13 protein-coding genes are annotated in these 17,701 nt (G+C 68.2%); 5 read left to right on the plus strand and 8 right to left on the minus strand.

Annotation, left to right across the window (positions count from 1 at the left end; genetic code table 11):
• Positions 1 to 34: 34 nt before the first annotated feature.
• From FV242_RS06045 to FV242_RS06055, 3 genes are all read right to left on the minus strand, one after another.
• Complete coding sequence (locus FV242_RS06045) at positions 35 to 2,476, minus strand: PAS domain-containing protein (protein ID WP_147938287.1); 2,442 nt, start codon at positions 2,474 to 2,476, stop codon at positions 35 to 37.
• A gap of 78 nt (positions 2,477 to 2,554) precedes the next feature.
• Positions 2,555 to 5,362 carry a PAS domain S-box protein gene (locus FV242_RS06050; protein WP_246692616.1) on the minus strand — a complete coding sequence of 936 codons (2,808 nt, stop codon included), beginning with the start codon at positions 5,360 to 5,362 and terminating at the stop codon, positions 2,555 to 2,557.
• Positions 5,353 to 6,183 (minus strand): Crp/Fnr family transcriptional regulator, encoded by an 831-nt coding sequence (locus FV242_RS06055; protein WP_147938288.1) that lies wholly within the window; start codon positions 6,181 to 6,183, stop codon positions 5,353 to 5,355. Before FV242_RS06055 ends, FV242_RS06050 begins: the two co-directional genes overlap by 10 nt.
• A gap of 207 nt (positions 6,184 to 6,390) precedes the next feature.
• On the opposite strand from FV242_RS06055, the gene FV242_RS06060 reads away from it, so the two are divergent.
• Positions 6,391 to 6,600, plus strand: a complete 210-nt coding sequence (locus FV242_RS06060) for a hypothetical protein (RefSeq protein WP_147938289.1) — start codon at positions 6,391 to 6,393, stop codon at positions 6,598 to 6,600.
• An 86-nt stretch (positions 6,601 to 6,686) separates the two neighbouring features.
• Here FV242_RS06060 and FV242_RS06065 read toward each other — a convergent pair whose 3' ends face one another.
• From FV242_RS06065 to FV242_RS06085, 5 genes are all read right to left on the minus strand, one after another.
• Positions 6,687 to 9,347 carry an MHYT domain-containing protein gene (locus tag FV242_RS06065; RefSeq protein WP_147938290.1) on the minus strand — a complete coding sequence of 887 codons (2,661 nt, stop codon included), beginning with the start codon at positions 9,345 to 9,347 and terminating at the stop codon, positions 6,687 to 6,689.
• Between the two features lie 260 nt (positions 9,348 to 9,607).
• Positions 9,608 to 10,594, minus strand: a complete 987-nt coding sequence (locus FV242_RS06070; RefSeq protein WP_147938291.1) for a mechanosensitive ion channel family protein — start codon at positions 10,592 to 10,594, stop codon at positions 9,608 to 9,610.
• Between the two features lie 71 nt (positions 10,595 to 10,665).
• Complete coding sequence (locus tag FV242_RS06075) at positions 10,666 to 11,487, minus strand: mechanosensitive ion channel family protein (protein ID WP_246685056.1); 822 nt, start codon at positions 11,485 to 11,487, stop codon at positions 10,666 to 10,668.
• Between the two features lie 5 nt (positions 11,488 to 11,492).
• On the minus strand, positions 11,493 to 12,668 hold the full coding sequence (locus FV242_RS06080; RefSeq protein WP_147938292.1) for a hypothetical protein: 1,176 nt from the start codon (positions 12,666 to 12,668) through the stop codon (positions 11,493 to 11,495).
• Between the two features lie 174 nt (positions 12,669 to 12,842).
• A complete protein-coding gene (locus FV242_RS06085) occupies positions 12,843 to 13,235 on the minus strand; it encodes a heme utilization protein (protein WP_147709571.1) in 393 nt (130 codons plus the stop codon).
• Positions 13,236 to 13,479: 244 nt separating this feature from the next.
• Between FV242_RS06085 and FV242_RS06090 the strand changes: the two genes are divergently transcribed.
• The 4 genes from FV242_RS06090 to FV242_RS06105 all read left to right on the plus strand — a co-directional run bounded on the left by FV242_RS06090 (position 13,480) and on the right by FV242_RS06105 (position 16,830).
• Positions 13,480 to 13,713: a hypothetical protein gene (locus tag FV242_RS06090; RefSeq protein WP_147938293.1), complete on the plus strand. Its 234-nt coding sequence runs from the start codon at positions 13,480 to 13,482 to the stop codon at positions 13,711 to 13,713.
• A 93-nt stretch (positions 13,714 to 13,806) separates the two neighbouring features.
• Complete coding sequence (locus tag FV242_RS06095) at positions 13,807 to 14,943, plus strand: carbohydrate porin (protein ID WP_187278345.1); 1,137 nt, start codon at positions 13,807 to 13,809, stop codon at positions 14,941 to 14,943.
• A gap of 234 nt (positions 14,944 to 15,177) precedes the next feature.
• Positions 15,178 to 16,479: an alpha/beta hydrolase gene (locus FV242_RS06100; protein WP_147938295.1), complete on the plus strand. Its 1,302-nt coding sequence runs from the start codon at positions 15,178 to 15,180 to the stop codon at positions 16,477 to 16,479.
• A 120-nt stretch (positions 16,480 to 16,599) separates the two neighbouring features.
• Complete coding sequence (locus FV242_RS06105) at positions 16,600 to 16,830, plus strand: 3',5'-cyclic-nucleotide phosphodiesterase (RefSeq protein WP_147938296.1); 231 nt, start codon at positions 16,600 to 16,602, stop codon at positions 16,828 to 16,830.
• Positions 16,831 to 17,701: the final 871 nt, after the last annotated feature.

The raw sequence follows: 17,701 nt of genomic DNA on the forward strand, positions 1-17,701 counted from the left end.
GTGTATCCCGGATCGCCGGGTGTCGTGATGCCCATCATCGACCGGCTTCCGCACGCGCGTCCCTGCGCACCATCGCGACCCGACGCAGGATGCGCGAGAGCTCCTCGACCGAGTAGGGCTTGCGCAACAGGTCGAGGCCGCCCGTGCCGCCCTTGGCGAGTACGTGGCTATAGCCGCTGGTGAGCACGACCGGCAGGTCGGGATGCTGCCTCCCTATCTCGCGGGCGAGCGCTACGCCGTCCATCCCGGGCATCACCACGTCGGAGAAGACCACGTCAAAGCGCTCGGCGTCCCGGTCAAGTTCGGCGAGCGCCTTTTGGGCGTCGACGGCCCAGACGGTGCAGTAGCCGAGCTCGGCAAGGGTCTGCGTCGCGAAGGTGCCGACGTCGACGTTGTCCTCGACCACCAGCACGCAGGTGCCATGGCCCTCGACCAGAGGGGCGGGCTCCGGCGACTGGACGGCCGCCGGGGCGGCGGTGCCTGAACGGGGTAGATAGATCGTGAACGTCGTGCCGCGGCCCACCGCGCTGTCGACCTGGACCTCGCCGCCCGACTGCTTGGTGAAGCCGAACACCTGCGACAGGCCAAGGCCGGTGCCATGTCCGACGCCCTTGGTGGTGAAGAACGGCTCGAAGATCCTTCCGAGGTCATCGGGCGCGATGCCCGTGCCGGTATCGGTCACCGACACCGCGATGAAATCGCCCGGTAGGAGGGGATGCGAGCGCATGGCCGGGATGGCCACGGCCGGCCTGACAGCGATATCGAGTCTGCCCTCGCCGTCCATCGCGTCGCGGGCGTTGACCACGAGGTTGACGATGGCTGTGTCGAACTGGCTCGGGTCGGCGTCGACGAGGCAGGTTTCCTCGGGCGCCTCAACGTGGACCGCGATGCGCGAGCCGGTGAGCGTCCCGACCATGTCGCCGACCGACATCAGGCTTCGACCGACGTCGAACACCTCCGGCTTCAGGGCCTGTCGCCGGGCAAAGGCAAGCAATTGTCCCGTGAGCTTGGCAGCCCGGTCGACGGTCTCGGAGATCGCCCCGACGTAGCAGAGCCTACGTTCCTCGGCGAGACCGGGTCGCTTGAGCAGGTCGGTCGAGGACTTGATCACGGTCAGCAGGTTATTGAAGTCATGTGCCACGCCGCCGGTGAGCTGGCCGATGGCTTCCATCTTCTGGGCCTGCCGCAGGGCTTCCTCGGCAACCTGGAGGGCCTCGGTGCGTTCGCGCTCGACGGTGAAGTCCCGCCCGACCGCGTTGATGACGCCGGCGTCCGGCCGGGTCGACCACGAGATCCAGCGGTAGCCGCCGTCCTTGTGGCGGTATCGGTTGTCGAAGCGCGCAAGCGACCGTCCCTCGGCGGAGGCCTTCGCGCCCTGGACGGTGCGCTCCACGTCTTCTGGATGGATCAGGTCGAACAGGTTGCCCCCGACGAGTTCCTCCTCCGACCATCCGAGGACCGTTTCCCAAGCCGGGTTCACCGCGACGATGGCCCCGTCGAACCCGCAGCGGAGCATGATGTCGGACGAGAGCTGCCAAAGCGCGTTGCGGTCGTGGGTCCTCTCGGCGACGCGGCGCTCCAGGGTTTCGTTCGTCTCCCGCAGGTGGCTCTCGACCTGCTTACGGTCAGTCACATCGAGCACAAACACGTAAAACCCGTCGACGCTATCGTCCTCCGCACGGCGCGGCATGTAGCGGATGTCGGCGACCCGCGGACGTCCGTCGACGTAGGGCCAATCGAGTTCGAGCCGCGCTCGTTCGCCCGCCAGCGCGGCCTCGAAGGCCCCGCGTCGCGCTTCGAGGCCGGTGGCGTCGACGAACTCTCCGACGTGGCGCCCGATCACGTCCGCGGGCGCCAAGCCGAACCAGTCCTCGAAGGCACGGTTAGCGAAGCGGTAGACCAGGTCGCGGTCGATGAACGCGATCAGCACCGGCAGGGCGTCGGTGACGAGCAGGAGCTCGGCCTCCCGCGCGCGCAGTGCGCGCTCGGTAAGGACGCGTTGCGTGGTCTCCGTCACGGTACAGAGTAGGCCCATGACCGTATCAGCCTCGTCATAGACCGGCGAGTACGAGAATGACCACCACGTCTCCTCCTCGACGCCACGCCGGGCCATCGGCAGCGGCAGGTCGTCGAACCGGCTGGCGGTGCCGGCGAATGCCTTCTCGACCGCCGGGCGGACATGGTCCCAGACGTCGGACCAGAGTTCGGGCATCGTGGCGCCCAGCGCCCAAGAAAGCCTAGGCCCGAGGATGGGACGGTAGGTGTCGTTGAAGAGGAAGGTCAGCTCCGGCCCCCACGCCAGGAACATGCTCTCCGGCGATGCCAGGATCAGGTTGACGGCGACCTTCAGCGCGGCGGGCCAGCCATCCACCGGACCCAATGGCGTGCGATTCCAATCGTGGGCGCGCATCATCGCACCCATCTCGCCGCCGGCGTTCGGGAACGTCATCGAACGCGTGCTGGTCTCATCGGGCATGCAGGGCGGTATCTGGCATCCGGGGGGAGTAGGGCCGCAGCGACAACGGCGGGATCGCCCAGGTGTTGCCCGACGATCTCAAAGGGCATCCTGGAAGTTGGCGAGCGGTGCCTCGACGACGCAACGAACGCCGTCCGCCGGGTAGCTCAGAGCCACCTTCCCATCGACCGCGCCGACGAGGCCGCGCTCGATCAGTCGCGTGCCGAACCCCTTTCGCGATGGCGCGACGACCGGGACGCCCCCACTCTCGCGCCAGGAGATGGCGAGCGTCCGCGCCCCGTCCCCACCCGCCAGGGTCCAGGCGATGTCTACACGTCCCCGCGGCGTCGATAGGGCGCCGTACTTCGCCGCGTTGGTGGCGAGCTCGTGGATCATCAGGGCGAGGGCTAGGGACGCCTTGCCGCCGATTTCGACCGCGGGGCCGCCGTAATGCACCCGTCCCGATCCGTCGTCCTGCAGCCCGACCGCGCCGCGGATCACGGCTTCCATCGCTGCGTGCTCGGCCGCGCCCCCGAGCAGCAGGTCGTGGGCCTTGCCTAGCGTGATCAGCCGGTCGGCGAGGACCTCCTTGGCCACCTCGATGTCGGTGGCGCCGCGCAGGGTGTTGGCCGCGATGGCCTGCACCATCGCCAGCAGGTTCTTCATGCGGTGGCTGAGCTCGCCGTTGAGCAGGTCGCGCTGCTCCTCGGCCCGCTTGCGCGCGTCGATGTCCGAGACGGCCGCGACGGCCCCGGTCACGGACCCGTCCGGTCCCAGGACCGGGACCGCAACGATGTCGATCCAGGTCTCGGTGCCGTCCCGCTGCGGGTACCGCACCTGCAGCTCGGCACGTGCCTCGCCGTACTGGATCACCCGTGCGAGTGGATAGTCCATCGGATCGACCGGGCTGCCGTCGGCATGGACGGCACGCCAATCCCCGTAGGCCACGACCCCGGGAGAACGCAGCACGGGGTGGTCGAGGATCTCCTCGATCCGCGCGTTCCCGCCGACGATGCGGCCGGATGGGGCCTCGGCGAAGAGGATGCCGACCGGTACGGTCTCCAGGATCGAGCGCTGGCTCGCCTCGCTGGCGAGCAGCGCCTCCTCGGCCTTTCGGTTGGCCGTCACGTCGCGCGAGACGGCGAGCAGCTTGGTCACCACACCGTCGTCATCGCGGATCGGCGTAACCTGGACGTCCCACCACTTGGGAGCGCCCTTCAGGGTGCATGCGGGGCCGGCGAAGCGCCCGATGCCTCCGGACCGCGCCGCCTCGACGGCGGCCCAGGCCTCGCTTTGGTCGGCGTCGGCCCAGAATGCCGGCCACTCCCTGCCGCCGACCTGATCGAAGTCTTCGACCTCCAGGATGCGTCGGCCACCCTCGTTCATGAAGCGGATGCGGGCATCGAGGTCGAGCACCTTGATGCAGTCGGCCGAAGAATCGAGCACGCCTCGAAGGAACGCCTCGCTGGCCTGCAGGCGGGCGGCGGCGTCGCGCTGCTCGGTCCGGTCGCGCAGGATCTTGAGGAAGCCGATGGCGGCACCGGCCTCGTCGCGGAGCGCCATCATCTCGTCGTTGGCCCAGAAACGAGTGCCGTCCTTGCGCAGGTGCCAGCGCTCGTCGACGCCGCGGCCATGGTCTAGTGCGGCTTGCATCTCCTTGGTGGCGATGCCGTCGGCGCGATCCTCGGGTGTGAAGAACACGTCGGCCGGACGACGCACCATCTCGGCCGGTTCCCAGCCGAGGATGCGCGTGGCACCCTCGTTCCAGTCGTCGACGAGGCCGTCGAGGTCCATGACGATGATGGCGTAGTCGATGGCGCTGTTGAAAACCGCCCTGTAACGGTCCTGGCTCGCCTGGACGTTTCGGCGCGCCTCGGCCTCGCCGACCTGCGCTAGGCCCGCGGAGACGGTGCCGGCGAACAAGCCGACGATCTCGATGTCGCGTTCGGTGAAGGCGCCGACGCGGCTGGACTGGACCTTGAGGACGCCGATGGCCTCGCCGCCGCGCGTGATCGGCACGGCCACGCACGAGCGCAGCGCGAGACGCTCGATAAGGTCGCGCCTTACGGTCGGGTCGTCGAGGACGTCAGCGACGACCCTTGCCTCACCGGAGAGGAGGCAGGCGCCTGCGAGGCTGCCGACCAACGGCAGGCGCAGGCCGGCATGGCGGGCGAGGTTGCCCGCACCGGAGCGGTAGACGAGCTCCTCGCCCTCCCGCATCTCGACCACGCCGCCCTCCGCCTGCGGCAGCGCCCGCAACGCCCCATCGACTACGGCTGCGAGGATGTCGTCGAGCCGTCCCCCCGCCGCCGCCACGGCGGCCTGGGTAGCGAGCAGGGCCTCGTGCTGGACGACGGTGGCGCGCTGCCGTTCGAGCATCGCATCGCGCTCGGCCAGCGAACGGCGGAGCTCCAGCTGCGCCATGACCTGTCCGGCGAGCGCCCTGAGGGATTCGGCCTGGTCCTCGGTCAGGCCTTGCGGACGGGGGGCGACGTCGATCACGCACAGGGATCCCAGATGCTCGCCGCTGGCCGCCCGCAGAGGCACACCGGCGTAGAAGCGCAGGAACGGGGCGCCCGTGACCAGCGGGTTGTCCCGGGTACGCGGATCCAGCCTCAGGTCGGGGATGACGAGGAGGTCGGGCTGCCCGAGGACGTGCGCGCAGACCGATTGGTCCAGCGTGGTCTGGCAGGGCTCGAACCCGACGCGCGCCTTGAACCATTGCCGGTCGCCGGCCACGAGGCTGACCAGCGCAACGGGCACGTCGCAGGCCTTCCTGGCGAGATGGACGATGTCGTCGAACCCTTTCTCGGGCGGGGTGTCGAGGATGGCGTAGGCGTCGAGCGCCGTCAGCCTGGCAGCATCGAGGACCACTGGCGGGATGGATTGGATGGTGGTCACGAGCACGGTGTCGCCTCCCGAAGTTCCGGCAGGATGGCCTCGGGACGGGGCTTCGGCTCGGCCCCGGGCTCGGTCGCCTCGACCGCGACGATCCCGCCGTCGGGCGCGTAGATCGCCCCCAGGACGGCACGGAAGTGCCGGCGCACACGGGCGTGGCAATCGCAGCAGGCGGCTTCCGTCCGCGCACGGTCGAGCATGTGGATGCGGCCGCGCCCGACATGGATCAGTCCCCGGTCCTGGAGCCGGCCGAGGACGGTGGTCACGTAGGTGCGCCCGATCCCGAGCATGTCGCCGAGCACGGCCTGGGTGACCGGCAGGGCGTCGGTGCCGAGCCGGTCCTGCAAGCCCAGCAGCCAACGCAGGACCCGCTGCTCGATGGAGTGGGCGGCGTTGCAGGCGACCGACTGCAGGACCTGCGAAAGCAGGCAGTCGGCATAGCGTACGAACAGGTCGTTCAGGGTCGGGGAAGCGCGCTTGGCCTCGCGCAGCCGGTCCGCGTCCATACGCAGGACAGCGCCCTCGATCTGGACAACGCACTTGGTGAAGGCCGGCAGGTAGCCGTGGCTGACCACGCCGCCGACGGCGCCCTCGTGCCCGACCGTGGCGGTCTCGACCGTCCGACCCCCGTCCATCGGCACGACCAGGGTCGCCACGGTCCGGTCGAGCGGGAAGGTGACGTGCGAGACGTCCTCGTCGACCTGGAACAGCACGTCGCGGCGCGAATGCTCCCGACGGGAGAGGTGGGGCGCCAGCAACGCGATGTCGCCCGGCGCGAGCGCAGCGAGGAGCAGGTTGCCCTCGAAGGGATGGGCCGGTTCGCTCGACATGGGAATTGGGAGTTCCAGGCGCGATGCGTGCCCTAGGCGCTACGGTTCATGGCATGCCCGGCGACTGCCCACAATCAGACATTAAACGGTTTGCGACACGGTTCCGTTATCTGGTGGACCAAGCGACGGCCCGGGGCGGCCGGAACCTGAATAGGACGTGGCAACTTGGCGTCTCGCACCGGCCAACCGCCGGCGGGGAGGAGCGCCATGTCGAGCGACACCGAACGGCACCGCGAGCTGATGGACGGGCTCAGGTCGGCGAAGGGCAAGAACGACGGGTCATTCGAGCAGGCCGTGACGAAAGCCTTCGAGCACGTCTTCGACCACTTGGGACGCCTAAACTCCCACACCTCGCTCGGCGGGGCCGACGGGGAGGAACGGCAGGTAAAAGACGGGGAGTCCGCGACCCTCAGGTAGGCTTTCGGACGCCTCGCAGACCTGAACCTCGCGGGGGTAGGGCCGCGGGGTCTTCCGGCTACCGAACCGGGTGATCCCATTTGGCTTCAGGCGCCCAGCGTTTCCCTAGCCGGGACGTCCGCATCGCCAGCGATCTGGCGGTTGTCTAGCTTTCGCAACTCGGTGGCGATGTCCTGAAGGCTGGTATCGCCCTTCCGAAGGACGCGGTCGGCCTCGGATAGCCGTTCGCGCTCCTCGGCGGTGACGTTCCGGGCGCTGAGCACCACCACGGGCACTTCAACGCAGCCGGGTAGGACCCGCAGGCGGTCGAGGAACGAGAATCCGTCCATCACCGGCATGGTGAGGTCCAGCAGGATCAGTCGCGGCACGCCGTGCCTCACCTGGTCGAGCGCCTCGCGACCGTCCCCGGCCTCGCGCACGGTCCAACCGTTGCGTTCCAGCACGGTCCTAAGGCGATGGCGCATGTCAGCGTCGTCGTCGATCACGAGCACGTCGCCGTCCGCCGCCCTAAACTGCTCCAAGATCGTCCGGAGCCTCGTCCAGTCCACAGGCTTGGGCACGGCCTCGACCGCACCGAGCGATGCGCTCAGCGCCGCGTCGGCGACGAAGCTGACCATCACCACCGGGATGCCGGCGGTCTCCGGATCGGCCTTGAGGGCGGCGAGCACCGACCAGCCGTCCATGTCCGGCATCATTACGTCGAGCAGGATGGCGCGGGGCTTGAGCGTCCGGGCGAGGTCGAGGCCGATGCGCCCGTCGCCCGCCGTTCGCACGGCGAAGCGCTGGCGTTCGAGGAACCGGGTCATCAGTTCGCGCTGGCTGGCTTCGTCGTCGATGACCAGCACGAGGTCGCCCGTCGAAGCATGGTTCTCCGGAGACGTCGGCACCGCCTCCATGTCCCGGTCCGGGGCGACGGCAGGGATGCGCAGCGTGAAGCTGGTCCCATGGCCCTCAACGCTCGTCACGGTGATGTCACCACCGAGCAACTGGGCGAAGGCGCGGCTCAACGCCAGCCCGAGGCCGGTCCCGCCGAACCTGCGCGTGGTGGTCTCGTCGGCTTGCGTAAAGCGTTCGAACAGGCGCCCGACCTGATCGGGGCTCATGCCGATCCCGGTGTCCTCCACCGTGAACGCGAGCCACGCACCGGCCCCGTCGATCTCGCGCTTGACCCGCAGGGTGATGGTGCCGCCCTCGGTGAATTTGGCGGCGTTCGAGAGCAGGTTGAACAGGCACTGGCGCAGCTTCACCGCGTCGGTTCGGGCGTGGCCGGCATCCGCGGCGATATCGAGGACTAGGTCGTTGCCCTTCTTCCCGACCAGGGCGCCGACGGTGCCGGCGGCATCCGTCGCGAAGGCGGCGACGTCGATGTCCTCGGGATCGAGCTCCATCTTCTCGGCCTCGACCTTCGAGAGGTCGAGCACGTCGTTGATCAGCCCAAGGAGGTGCTTGGCGTTCGACTTGATCTTGCCGAGGTCCTTCAGGAGGCTTTCCTGGCCGAGCTCCTCCGCCTCCTCCTCCAGCATCTCGGAATAGCCGATCACCGCCGACAGCGGCGTCCTGAGCTCGTGGCTCATGTTGGCGAGGAAGCGGCTCTTGGCCCGGCTGTGTTCCTCCGCGGCGTCCCGTGCCTCTTTCAGCGCGACCTCGGATCCATGGCGCTCGGTGATGTCCTCGTGGACGCCGACCCACTCGCGGACCGTGCCGTCGGCGTCGCGCACCGGTACCGCGCGGGCCACGTACCGTCGCCATTCGCCGTCGGCGGTGCGCACACGATGCTCGACGGTGTAGGGGGCCTCGGCGCACAACGCGGCGGTCCAGGTGGCCACCGTCGATGGAAGGTCCTCAGGATGGATCGCCTTCGCCCAGCCGGCGCCCATGTACTCTTCCGGGACGTGCCCGGTGATGCCGGCCCACCCCGCCTGCTCCTCGACGAAATGCCCGGCGGCGTCGGTGGTCCACATGATGCCGTTGACAGCCCTGACGGCGGATCGGAAGCGCTCCTCGCTGACGTGCAGGCGGCGCTGCACCCGGCGCTGGTCGAGCGAGGAGGCCATCATCGCCAGGAACAGGATCAGGAAGGTGACGCCGGCCACCGCCAGGGCGACGTCCCGCTGGCCGGTCGCCAGGGTGGTCACGTGCGCGGCGTGAGCGCCGGCCTCCTGTGCGGTGAAGGTCGCCGCCGCCATGCCTGTGTAATGCATCCCGGCGACCGCCAGGCCCATCACGCAGGCGGCGGCGAGCTTCTGCCAGGGCCGGTTGCGTCGAAATGTGAGCCACAAGGCGGCGGTGGCGGCGGTAACCGCGATGGCGACCGAGACGGCGACGACCGCCGGGTCGTAGGCGAGGTTGCCGGGCACCCGCATTGCCGCCATGCCGGTGTAGTGCATCGCCGCCACGCCAACACCCATGAGTGGGCCCGCGACCAGCAGGGACCGCGTGCCAGTGCCTCGGCGAGCCACCCAGGCGAAGGCGGCGGCGGTCACGCCGACGGCGATCAGCAGCGACAAGAGTGTCAGGCCGAGGTCGTATGCGGCGGGCAGCCCCATCTCGAAGGCGAGCATGCCGACGAAGTGCATCGACCAGATGCCCCCGCCCATCGCCACCGCCGCGCCCGCTCCCCAGGCCCAGCGCGGACCGACGTCCGGCCGGCGCACCCGCGCGCCGAGGTCGAGCGCTGCGTAGGACGCAAACACCGCGATGACGATGGAGAGCGCGACGAGGAGCGGATTGTATCCGGTGTGGACCATGGGACTTCCGGTGTGTGCATGCGGTCCGTACCACCGAATGGCAGCGACCTCGGGGCACTCGCCCATTCGTGAACAAGCCGGACGATCCGGTTTCCTACGTTTGGTAGCGGTATTCGGAGCGCCCGTGGCGGGCCGGACGCGCATCTCCGTCGCGTAGATGCATGCCTAGAGGAGAAAACGGACGCAGGCCGCCAAGGCGACCGTCGAGGCGAGCGAGACGCCGAGCGCTGTCAGGGCAGCCAGGAACGGCATCGCGGTCGTCATTCAGCGGCTTCCGAGGAGGAGGCGGCATGCCCCATGCGCCGCCGTCCGGCGAGCTCGACGGGCGGTAGTCCGACGATGTCGTAGGTGGCCGAGGCGATGCCGATGCCCACGGCGTCGAGGCCTACCAGCATCTCGCGGCTCATCGCATCCTTGGCGCCTCGGATCTGGTGGGTGCCGAGGATGAAGCGGACGGTCAGCTCCAGCCAGTTGTCGGTGATCCGGAAGAACACGCGCGGCTCCAGGTCGATAGGCTCGACCCCGAAGCGGTCCTGCAAGTTCGTCTTGGCCTCGTCGGTCATGGCGTTCGTGTCCAGGGCATGCCGTTTCGCCGCCGCGAGCATGATCGCCTCGACCTTCGCGCGGTCGGCCTCGTAGGTGATCGGGATGGACATCTCCTCCCAGATGAACGGGAAGTCGCGGGTGTAGTTGAACACCGGCTCGGAGAAGATCTGCGCGTTGCTCACCGTGACGATGCGGCCGGTGAACTGGCGGCTGCGCACCCACATGGCCGGGCTGCTGCCCTGCACCGCCGGCGGCTGACCCATCTCCATGATCGTGGTCTGGATGAAGCCGAGGCGGAGCACGTCGCCGCGCACGCCGCCCATGGTGATGCGGTCGCCCACCGTGAAGGTCGAGCCGCGCAGGATCACGAAGTAGCCGGCGACCGAGGTGACGACCTGCTGAAGGGCGAACGCGAGGCCGGCGGACATCAGCCCGAAGGCGGTGGCGAGGCGGGCGGGGTCGTTGAACCAGATCGAGAGCAGGCCGAGGACCAGCAGCACCGCCGCGAGGAGGCTGATGCCCTGGCGCGTCCAGAACTTGGTCTGGAGCGTGGAATGGTCGGTGCGGTTCAGGACCAGCCCGACGAGCGCCCGAAGGCCGATCCCGCCCCCGACGATCACCGCGATGAAGATCAGGGAGAGCAAAAGCTTTCGCCCGTTCTCGGCATTAACGCCGACCCAATCGATTCCGAGGAAATGCACGCGTTGATCCTTCGTGTGGACCTGGAAGCGAATGCGTCCAGGTCGGAATGGTCAGCCTCGACGCCGCTCAGTCAGGTTGTCGGAGACGGCGTCAGCGCGACCGCCTCCATGGCCCCCGCGTCGGCGATGGCGAGCTTGCCGCGCACGGTCAGGTCGCTGACGAAGGCGAACTGGTCGCGCATGTCGAACGGGTAGGCGCGCAGCTTGTAATGCGTGCCCCAGGGCTCCTCATGCAGCACCACGCGGACCGATTTGCCGTAGTTCAGGAACGGGCTGGTCAGCGCCACGTCCTTCAGCAGCGCGCGAACGAGGGCGCCGTCGTGCCGGGGCAGCAGGTAGAAGTCGGCGACGCACTGCAGGGTCTCGGCGCCGTCGTTCGCGTTGGTGATCCGGTCAGTCCAGATCGTCGAGTGCGGGACGGTCACCGCGTTGTCGTCGGGCGTCTGCAGCAGGATCGCGCGTAGTCCGACGTTGCGCACCTCGCCATAGTCGGAGCCGACCTTGACCCAGTCCCCAGGGCGGTACGGTCGCTCGACCAGGGCCACCACCCCGGCGATCAGGCTGCTGACGTAATCCTTAAAGGCGAAGCCGATGGCGACGCTGGCCGCACCGGCGATGACCAGGAAGTTCTGCAGGGTAATGTTGAAGACGATGGGCACGATCCAGACGATGGCGAGCACCATCAGGAGCAATCGCGCGATGGGCACGGCCGCCAGGAGGTAGAGCCTCAAGCGGCTCGGGCCGCGCTCGGCGAGGTAGGGAAAGGTGCTGCGAACCAGCCAGATCGCCGCCCAGGTGCCGGCGACGATGAGCCCGATCTCCCAGAACCGGATGTCCTGGAGGCTGTGGACGAGCTGCACGCCCCCGTCCTGTACGTCCTGTGCGGTGGCCATGGCGTTCAAACCCGTCCCGCGGGAAAGCCCGCCGCTTCAAGGCCGTCTCGGATTGCCGGGTAGGCCGCCGCCCGGCAGCCGAACCGATCACCCTTGCGCTCTAGGAACCCGGCCCTGAGCAGGACGGGCAGGACGTTCGGTTCCCCGACGCCCGGCAAGACGACGAGCAGTTCCTCGCGGGTCAGCGGCCCGTGGATCAGCAACGCGTGCAGGGCATGGAGGGCGGCCCCATCGTCCGAACCCGGCAGCAGGTACTCGTCGAGGGCGGCCACCCACAGGGTCTGCTCGCTGGCCTCTCCATCCGAGATCGCGGCCTTCGCGTCCTCGGCGATACCCGCGTCGTCACCCGTCCGAAGGCTACGCCGCCAGAGGTGCCAGGCGACCCAGGGTATGCCGAGGCTTCGCCCGGCCAGCTTGCGCAGGTAGTCGTTTCGAGGCGCGCCCGCTTCGTCGACGGCGAGCACGTCCTCGCCGTCGGCCGGCAGGCGGAACCGCAGCGCCCCGGTGGCCTCGGAGGTCGAGAGTTGGACGAACCAGCCATGCAAGCGGAGGGCGTCGAACGGCTTCACCGTGACGGCGTCCGGCAGGAGGGCGTCGGCGCCGGTCGCCTTGGCGAGGTATGCCCAGGCCCAGGCGTTGCAGCCGACGACCACCGGTCGGTCGAGCCCGTCGATGGCCGCGAGGAGCGCTCGCACGGCCCGAAGGCCATCCCGATGCCGCAGGAACCAGTCCTCCAGCCTGGGGATGACCAGGATGCCTGACCCGGTCAGATTCGGGAGCATGGGATCTTCCGCGGCGACGAGCGATTGCCGGTTAGGCGGCGCAAGGACCTGATGCCCCGCCTCCGACGCCCAGGTCTTAATGACCGCGTTCTCGTCGCAGGGCGGCAGCACCACGGTCAGGATGTGCGACCCGCCGGGCTGGCGATCCAGCCACCTGCCGACGGTGGCCCCGATCTCGGCGAGGACCGGCCCGCAAGCGGGCGGAGCCACGACCTCGTCGAGACGCTTCAGCGTCGCGCAGTGCAGCTTGTCGTCGGCGATGAAGGGCTCGGACTTCTTGCGATGGAACAGGGCGATCAACCGACCGAGATATCGTCGAGCGATCTCCTCCTTCGGAACCGGCGGCGTCTCAGCATCGTCGAGGGGGATTAGGAACACGGGGCCTTCAGTCTCCGACATCGGTGCGCGGCATTCCCGTCCCAGGTGCTCGATCACGTGAACCGCCAAGGTTCGTCGCGACGCCCGTTCGCGTCCGGCGGAACAGGGCGCACACCTGCGACCCTGCCCCTAGGTGGCTCGATGGGAGACGGGATGGGTCGAACTTGCGATGCCAGTCGCACCGACGCAGACCGGTCACCCGCCCCGACGCGCGGTCCAGGTACCGTTGCATGTAAACAGGCTGTCACCAGCCGATTTCCAGGTCCCGTCCCCGGCTCCCTTGCGGTCAAGGCTGCCCAAGATGCTGGCGGACATCGAGCCCTTCGTGATGGTCGCCCGAACGCCGCCCCCGGTCGCGACGCTCCCGTCCACGTCGATGCCGTCTCCCGGATAGGAGACGTCGCTGTTCTTGATCCGCACGGCGTAGGTCCGCCCGTCGGGACATGGTCCTTCCTTGGTCGAGACCGCGATGGACCAGGAGCCGTCGTAGTCGTCGGGCACGCTGAGCTTCTTCTCGGCGGCCGCAGCCGAAGTGACCGTCGTGGTCAGGGTCAACAACACAAGCAGGGTTCGGAGGCGGGGCGCCATCGTGGGCTGTTCCAATCGTCGTTCGGTAAAGGCAAGGTCGTGGGAAGCCTGCGTGGAGCGTCCACGATTTCGGTGAGCGCTATACGGAACATGGGCAGCGGCCTTATCCGCTGGCCATGGGGCATCGGGCGGTGATCAATGGTTCGATGCCGGCGAAGGTTCAGAAACGATATGTCGGAGCATCACCCGCGGTGAGCAGGTCGAAGCCTCGTGACGATGTGTGCGTGCCTTCGAGGGTGCGTTGATGCCTCTAGGAAACCGCCTTGTCGGGTTCGCTTCGCTGGTCGCCATCCTCGCCGTGGACGTCGGACCCGCTGTCGCCCGTGCGCTTCCGGCTGCCGAACGGGCCACGGACCTTGACCGCGGCGGCACGCGCGAATTGCCGGCCGAGGCGACCTTCTCCGACACGCCCTACAACGCCCGGGAGGCGCCATCCATCGCGAGTTCGCTTGGTCCATACGCCGACCCGGGCGGATAACGCGCGTTCCTCGCCAATCGCGGCATTACCTACACCCTGGACTACGTCGGCGAGGTGCTCGGCAACGCTACCGGCGGTCTCAAAGGGGGGGCATTGTATGAGGGCCGTCTCGATGTCCAGGTCACCGCCGACCTCGAACGCATCCTGGGTTGGGATCGCACCACGCTGCACGGCAACGTCTACCAGATACACGGTCGCGGCCTGTCGAGCTTCCACCTCGGCAACCTGCTCGTAGTCTCCGGTATCGAGGCGCTGGCATCGACCCGGCTGTTCGAGGTTTATCTGGAGCACCGCTTCGAGGGGAACGCCGGCTCCATCCGGATCGGTCAACTCGCGGCCGACTCTGAATTCCTACGCAGCCGCTATGCCGGGGTGTTCGTCAACGCGACCTTCTCCTGGCCGACCATCACCGCCGCCAACCTGCCCAGCGGCGGTCCGGCGTTCGTGCTGGCGACCCCCGGGGCCCGTGTCGAGTACCGGCAAAGCGAGACGTTTCGGGTGCGCGCCGCGGTCTTCAACGGCAACCCGGCCGGCGCCCGTATCGGCGAACCGCAGCGCATCGACGCCACCGGGTTGAAATTCCGGGTCAGCGACCCGCCCTTCGTGATCGCCGAGGCCGTGCTAGACTACGGAAAGAGCACGGTAAGCATGCCCGGCACCGCCAAGATCGGAGCCTGGACGCATTTCGACCGGTTCAACGACCAACGGATTGCCACCAACCTGGTGTCCCTGGCCGATCCCGCGAGCAGCGGCATCGCCCGGCGGGTGCGTGGAAACGACGGCATGTACGCCATCGTCGACCAGCTGGTTTATCGGGCGCCTAAGGACGCGGATGCCGGCATCGGGGTGTTCGGACGGGTCTCCCTGAGCCCGTCCGACCGCAATCTCGTCGACCTCTACGCGGATGCCGGGCTCAGCCTCAACGGACTGGTGTCAACCCGCCGCCATGATACGTTCGGCCTTGCCGTGGGCTACGCCCGGAATTCAGGTCGGTCGGCGGACCTCGACCGTGACGTGGCGCGGTTCTCCGGGGCGTCCTACCCGGTCCGTTCCAGCGAGATCGCCATCGAGGCGACCTATCAGGCGCGGATCGTACCGGGGTGGGTGGTGCAGCCGACGCTGCAGTACATCGTCCGGCCCGGTGGCGGCATCCCGAACCCACGCGCACCCAACGAGACCAGGATCGGGGATGCCCTGGTCGCCGGGATACGCACGATCATCCGATACTGAGGCCGGTAAGGAAGACCTAGGTCGTCCGACCGCTATTCAAGCGTGTTCCTGTGGTTCGCGCCGCCAGAGCTCACAAATCGACTCGATCCGCGTCATAGGGCGCTTAGCCACAGGATCGTGCTTTCGGCGCGCGAGCCTGTCCGCTGCCGCAATCGTCTCCTACGACGTCACAGCCTTTACGATCCGTGAACGGAAGGCCGTTCAGGTGAGACTTGGGCCGACGAGAGGACGCAGGTGGTGGGACGTTTCGGACAGGGCGGTCGCGAGGTGGCCATTCTTGGCATCCTCGCAACGCTGCTGGCGCTTCCCGCCTGCGCCGGGCGCCCCACCGGCGTGCTTCTGCCGGTGGCCGACACGGGGACCATCCCCGGAACCTCCCGCGTCGACATGCTTGTTGCCACGACACGGAAATCCGCGACGGCACCGGGCATTCTTTTCTCCGGTGAGCGCGGGGAGGCCGTGACCTACACGGATCTTGCCATCTCCATTCCGCCGGATGGAACCCGGCAGCCGGGTTCGGTGCAGTGGCCGAAGTCCCTGCCAGGCAACCCGGCGACCGACTTCGTCGCCTTGCGCGCGGAACCCGTGACCCCATCCAAGGTCGCCGGCTGGACGAGCCGCTCCGTCAAGGGACGGGGCAAGCGGCACGTCCTCGTGTTCGTGCACGGCTTCAACAACAAGTTCGAGGATGCCGTCTTCCGCTTCGCGCAGATCGTCCACGATTCCGGCGCCGAGGTTGCCCCCGTGCTGTTCACGTGGCCGTCCAAGGGCTCCGTGCTCGCCTACGGCTACGACCGGGAAAGCACGAACTTTTCGCGCAACGGGCTGGAGACCCTGCTGCGCGACCTCGCGAACGATCCGAACGTCGGCGAGGTGACGGTGCTCGCCCACTCGATGGGCAACTGGCTGGCTCTTGAAAGCCTACGCCAGATGGCAATCCGCGACCGTCGCGTCGCCCCGAAGATCAAGAACGTGATCCTGGCGGCGCCGGACGTCGACATGGACCTCGCCCGGGGCGCCTTCCACGACATGGGCAAGGACCGTCCGCGTTTGACGCTGATGGTGTCTGGCGACGACCAGGCGCTGGCCGTTTCGCGGCTCGTTTGGGGCGACAGCGTTCGCTTGGGGGCCATCGACCCCAACGTCGAACCGTACAGGTCCGAATTGGCGCGCGAGAACATAGGCGTTCTCAACCTGTCCTCCGTGAAGTCGAACGACGCCCTCAACCACGGAAAGTTCGCCTCCGGCGACGTCGTCGCGCTCCTGGGCAAGCGTCTCGCGGACGGCCAGCCGATCTCCGACGGGCAGATCGGCATCGGCGACCGGCTGGTGAGCACGGCCGCCGGTGCCGCCTCGACGGTGGCGACGGGAGCGGCGCTGGCTGTTGCTGCGCCCGTCGCCCTGATCGACCCGCAGACGCGCGAGACCTACGGCGAGCACCTCTCGAACGTCGGCAGCGGCCTCAGAGATACGGTGGGATCAACCGTCGACCTTGCCGGCGCGCCGGTCCGCGCCGTCACGGGCGCCGGGCGGTAGGGCACCGACGAACCGGCATGGGTCGCTTTCGCGGCATCACGCGTTGAGTATGCGGATCCTTGCCCTCATCGTTTTCCATGTTTGTCGGGCGATGACCGCGATCCACCCACCGGAGCCCCTATGAACCGAACCCTTGCGCTTGTCCTCGGCCTCGCCCTCGTCACGCCGGCCTCCGCGGAGAACGGCAAAGAAGACCTCAAGCGCTACTGCACCGGAGACGCCACAACCTACTGCGGCGGCATGGATCCGGGCGGGGAGGAAATGAAGGCGTGCTTCACGAAGCACCGCAAGGATCTGTCGGAGAACTGTAGGCGCGCCATCGACGCCTACGAGGCGAAGGGCGGCAAATAAGCGGCATCCGGACCACCTTCGCCGCCGCCGTCCTGTTCGTTGCATGTACCGTCGCGGCCTCTGCGCAAAACGAGCCGATCAAGGGGCCCGAGGACGCTAAGTGCAGGGACGAGGCGAGGGACCTCGTCTTCTCCGCATCTAACCCGAAGCGGCTGTCACCCTTCGACCTCGGCGCCGAGATCTACCATGCCTGCATGAGACGGCTCGGCGCGGAGGGGAAACCAGCGCCGGGCCGCTAGGCGCGGTCGTTTCGTCAGCGACAGTCGATGGGACCCGGGGGTTGGCGTGCGGGCGGCTCCGTCGGCGGATCGCCCTCGGGACTCTGCGGTCCGAGCGGTGGATCGCCCATCGGCGGCAACGGGTCGTCGCCGGGGGCCGGCGTATCGCTCTGCATGGTCTTCCCTTCCGGATGGCCGGCATGCCACCCGGAAGGGAAACGCGGCGGGCGGGTTGGGGTTCGGCGCCGGAGCTGGGGTGATAGCCCCTTCGCACCAAGAGGGCGGCCTCCGCTTTTCGACATCCTTTTCCATGGAGAGCCTGACCGCCACGCCCTCAGCCCGGTTGCTTCGTGGGCTTGGGTTGATCATCGGCACAGGCCAGGGTCGGGATCGAAGGGACGGCGGCGCTTCCCAGCGCTCCCGGACCAGAACCACGTTTGCCACCCCCGAGGGATGGCCTTTTCCGGGCCGTTTCTCGTGCCCTACCGGGGAAAAAGCCGAGTCCCGCCCAGGGGATGGATGGTTTGGACGGACCGTTATGAGCGGTCGGCTCTAACCATTGAGCTACAGGCCCTACAGAGCGAAAACGCCTATGGAAGCGATACCCGAACCACCCCGTCTCGTCACCCCAGATGCCCCCTCATTCCCGTCCA

This window comes from Methylobacterium sp. WL64 (assembly GCF_008039945.1).
In the GTDB taxonomy this organism is placed as follows: Bacteria; Pseudomonadota; Alphaproteobacteria; order Rhizobiales; family Beijerinckiaceae; genus Methylobacterium.

Coding starts and splice junctions, on each gene's coding strand:
- FV242_RS06045 (WP_147938287.1), bottom strand. CDS start 2,476: ATGCCCGATGAGACCAGCACGCGTTCGATGACGTTCCCGAACGCCGGC.
- FV242_RS06055 (WP_147938288.1), bottom strand. CDS start 6,183: ATGTCGAGCGAACCGGCCCATCCCTTCGAGGGCAACCTGCTCCTCGCT.
- FV242_RS06060 (WP_147938289.1), top strand. CDS start 6,391: ATGTCGAGCGACACCGAACGGCACCGCGAGCTGATGGACGGGCTCAGG.
- FV242_RS06065 (WP_147938290.1), bottom strand. CDS start 9,347: ATGGTCCACACCGGATACAATCCGCTCCTCGTCGCGCTCTCCATCGTC.
- FV242_RS06075 (WP_246685056.1), bottom strand. CDS start 11,487: ATGGCCACCGCACAGGACGTACAGGACGGGGGCGTGCAGCTCGTCCAC.
- FV242_RS06080 (WP_147938292.1), bottom strand. CDS start 12,668: ATGTCGGAGACTGAAGGCCCCGTGTTCCTAATCCCCCTCGACGATGCT.
- FV242_RS06085 (WP_147709571.1), bottom strand. CDS start 13,235: ATGGCGCCCCGCCTCCGAACCCTGCTTGTGTTGTTGACCCTGACCACG.
- FV242_RS06090 (WP_147938293.1), top strand. CDS start 13,480: ATGCCTCTAGGAAACCGCCTTGTCGGGTTCGCTTCGCTGGTCGCCATC.
- FV242_RS06105 (WP_147938296.1), top strand. CDS start 16,600: ATGAACCGAACCCTTGCGCTTGTCCTCGGCCTCGCCCTCGTCACGCCG.